The sequence below is a fragment of the Paenibacillus sp. EPM92 genome (assembly GCF_016586185.1).
Taxonomy (GTDB): Bacteria; Bacillota; Bacilli; order Paenibacillales; family NBRC-103111; genus Paenibacillus_G; species Paenibacillus_G validus.
Genome location: NZ_BCPS01000112.1, coordinates 1 through 3,499, shown reverse-complemented (window position 1 = coordinate 3,499; position 3,499 = coordinate 1). Strand labels below are relative to the sequence as shown.

General features: G+C 56.9%; 3 protein-coding genes. All 3 read right to left on the bottom strand.

What is annotated here, in order from left to right; translation table 11 throughout:
- Positions 1-178 precede the first annotated feature (178 nt).
- The 3 genes from JMF85_RS27680 to JMF85_RS27670 all read right to left on the bottom strand — a co-directional run bounded on the left by JMF85_RS27680 (position 179) and on the right by JMF85_RS27670 (position 3,297).
- Positions 179-1,000, bottom strand: a complete 822-nt coding sequence (locus JMF85_RS27680; RefSeq protein WP_201319384.1) for an ExeA family protein — start codon at positions 998-1,000, stop codon at positions 179-181.
- Positions 997-2,379 carry a DDE-type integrase/transposase/recombinase gene (locus tag JMF85_RS27675; protein WP_201319383.1) on the bottom strand — a complete coding sequence of 461 codons (1,383 nt, stop codon included), beginning with the start codon at positions 2,377-2,379 and terminating at the stop codon, positions 997-999. The genes JMF85_RS27680 and JMF85_RS27675 overlap by 4 nt, the downstream gene beginning before the upstream one ends.
- Positions 2,380-2,481: 102 nt before the next feature.
- A complete protein-coding gene (locus JMF85_RS27670) occupies positions 2,482-3,297 on the bottom strand; it encodes a DUF6431 domain-containing protein (RefSeq protein ID WP_236596027.1) in 816 nt (271 codons plus the stop codon).
- Between the last annotated feature and the right edge of the window lie 202 nt (positions 3,298-3,499).

The following is a 3,499-nucleotide window of genomic DNA, read 5'->3' as shown; positions in this document are numbered from 1 at the left end:
TGTTGCCGCTCAAGTAAAATGACGGCGTGAATCTCACCGACAATGGCGTTGGAAATGTACCGTCAACCCGTCAATAAGGTGAGAAGTATAACGCCGCTCAAAAAGGAGGCGTATGCCGCTCCATATGAACACGGAGCATCATACGCCAACCATTGGGAGTAGTGGGGATAAATTCGGATTAACTCGTGACACCACGCTGCCGGTCCATATCGGCAAGCACCCGGACGACGTCGCCCTCTTCAATTACGTCCAGATTCCGGGCTGCGGCATCAAGTAGAATCTGCGTGCAGATCTGGTTCACCACACGCGGAAGCCCCTGGCTCGCTGCAAAGATCCGGCTGAGCGCACTTTCCGCAAACACGGGTTTCTCCGTCCGGCTTACGGTCATGTGGTGCCGAATATACGCGCTGGTTTCCTCCTTGCTCATGCCGCTGAGGTGGTACTGCATACCAATGCGCTGGACGGTAGCTTCATACTTTTTCAGCCGCAGCAACTTGCGAAGCTCCGGCTGGCCGACGAGAATCAAGGGAAACAGCGAGGCGGAATCGATGTTGTAATTGAGTGCGAAGCGTAGTTCGAGCAGCATTGCCTCACTCATTTCATGTGCCTCATCGATTACGACGACCATGGTGCGCTCACCAGGAGCGGATCGGCTGCGGACGACTTCCTGCCAGAGCTTGCGCGCTCTGGAGACGGTGTAAACCGGTTCTACACCGACCGCCTCCAGCAGGCCGCCGTAGAATTCGCGCGGCTTTAAAGAAGCATAGCACAGATAGATTGGCAGATAGGTCATGGGATCTAAGGAAGTGAATAGCCGTCGGATCAGGGTCGACTTGCCGCCGCCCACTTCACCGGTGAGCACCCCTAGCGTCCGGTGCTGAATCATCAGATCCAAACGGGCGGACGCTTCGCGGTGTCCGCGAAATTCGTAACAAAGGGATGGATCCAGTTCCTTGCTGAAGGGCTTAGGCGTTTGGCTGGGCAATACGGCCGCATTCATTTCACGTCACCGCTTTTCGTTTGGGCATAAGAGATTTCCTCGTTTGTCCACTGGGCTTGCCGTTTCTTCTCGGCCAGTTCCAAAAAGGCCACTTGCCCGTCCGGCTCCACCGTAAGCGCCGCCGGTTCAGGCGTCACCCGGCGATCATACGGACGAGACAAATCGACGACTGTTGCGTCGGCGTACCTGGCGCCGTCGTACCAGACTTGAATGGCCGTGAGATCGAACGGGTCATAGCGCAGTTGCACGCGTTTTTTGCACAGTTCCAGATCGACTTCGTACGTATTGCCGCTCAGGCTGACGCAGCCGGTTTTATCGACGGCGCGGGTCTCTTCCCAGAGGAAGATCTCGGTCAGTTCCGCCAGCGTCTTGCGCCGCATCGGCCGGGTACTTGCGGCCAGACGGGCACGCGGGGATTGCCCCGTGGAACCGTGTTCTCGAATGTGGTAGTATCCGTCCAGCCACGCGGCTAGTGCGGCATTCAGTTCGGGGAGCGTCGCGAGCCGTCCTTGTTCGATGCTGGCGTAGGCTTCCGGCTTGAAGCTGGTATCGACAAAGCGGAACCAGCGTTCAACCTTCCCGCGACCTTGGGGGCGTCTCACGGCAGAATGCGAAAGCCGAATGCCCAGCTTGCCGCAAATGCGAACCAGATGCTGCGAGGAGAAGGCCGCCCCGTTGTCGCAATAGAACTGCTCCGGAATGCCGTGCTTCAAAATCGCCTTCTTCAGGCTGTCCTCCATGCGCGGCAGCTTTTCGTCCCAGTAGAACTCGGCATGGACGATGTAACGGCTGTAATCGTCGAGGATGGCGAACAGGATCGCTTTCTTTCGTTTCTTCGGGTCTTTGGGATCGGGCAGGTAGAGCGTGTGCTGAAAATCGAATTGCCAACTCAGATGTGCATCCTCTGCTTCGAATCGCCGGAATCCCTTGTCGGCCTCTGCGGCAAGCATCTCTTTACGGCTTGCGCCAGCCTTTCGCAGATGGCGGGAGAGTGTACTTGCAGCAAGGGTTCCGGCTTCGGCTGCGCCGCCCTCTTCCAGCAGAAAGATGAGCTGCTCAACGCTTCGCTCGGGACGCTCTTTACGCAGGCGAATCGCCTCCTGCAGCACCGCCGGCGGGATCCGCAGATTCGTTTTGCGGGTACGTCCCCGCGGCTTTAAGCCGTCCCACTCGCCTTTGCGGTACTGGCAGAGCCAGCGTTCGACCGTTCGCACGCTCACTTTTGTTTTGGTACTGCCGGGAATGTGATACACCTGGGCGGCCGCCTGCGCCAAATAAGCCTTCAGTTCACCGGGAGCCAGCGGCGTCTGCCGACTGACAATCGGGGCGATAAGGCTGTAGCGAAAAGCGGCCAATTGTTCCTGCATCGATGAATCCATAGCGGTGAATGCCTCCTTTTGGAACTGAAATGGGGCGTGTATCCCCTTGGCTCCATTGTGAGACGCCGCCAAGCGATCCGACAGGACAGGCTCTGTGGTATTTTAGCGATGCACCGTCACCGTCAGGGAGAAGCAAAGACGGTTCAGGCCGTGGAGGAAACGAATCTCCCGAAAGGCGGGAATCCTCTCCCGAACCGTTTGCCACGCGCTGCGCAGCATACTCCACAGCGATGTGGAGCGCGGAAAGGTCAGATGGGGTGTCCGCGCGAGCAGCCAGGCCCATAAACCGGATTCCAACTGGGTCAGCCGCTCGTTCCATCTCCGGACGAGGCTTGCGAGTGTATGTTCATCAACACCTCCGCCGGGCAGGGATTCGGACTCTTCCGCTACCGCCTCTACGGTTCTCTCTTGCTGGACGGCATCCACCAAATCCTCCTGCAAATCAAAGTCGAGTTGCTGATACGGTTCGAGAAAGGCGGGGATGACAGAATGCACGTAGCCGCAATCCGGACAGCGGAACCGGAAGATATAGATTTTCACGCTGTGGGAGAGCGTGCATACTAAGCGTTCATAATGACTGTGCCGATGAAGCGTATGTTCACACTGGCGGCATTTCGGACATTGCCGTGGGCGATCCTCCTCCGGTAAACCATGGGTCCCGACAAGTTCCATGTAGTACGTAATATCCTGATGCCACAAGGGAAAGATTCGGTGTTGTTCATTAGGCGAGCAAGCCGTAAAGACATCGCTGCAGCGCGGACAACGGAAGCCGCCCTTACGCATACGGATCGTATGGTTATGTTCCCGAATCAGTCCGCCATGGCGCTGTAACCAGCGGCAATCGGCACAAAGGGACAGCCGCTTCACCGCCGCCTCATCCATCACGATTGGGGGCTTTACATTTGTCTTCTTTTCCACTACGATTTACATGAGCGAAAGCTTGGGGAAAAGGAAGACGGGGCTGCAACCCATAACGTCTTCCTTTTTATTTTTGCTTCCGCCGCTCCTCAATGATTGGCGATACAGCCTCCGGCTGCACACGCCATTCATTGTCTCTTATCACCGTCAACCTTGGCAAGAAAAAACCGCTCATTTCCCGACAGGGTAACTGAGCGGCAAC

What these genes read in the sequence shown, in the direction of transcription:
- JMF85_RS27680 (WP_201319384.1), bottom strand. Translation starts at nt 1,000, where the DNA reads ATGAATGCGGCCGTATTGCCCAGCCAAACGCCTAAGCCCTTCAGCAAG.
- JMF85_RS27675 (WP_201319383.1), bottom strand. Translation starts at nt 2,379, where the DNA reads ATGGATTCATCGATGCAGGAACAATTGGCCGCTTTTCGCTACAGCCTT.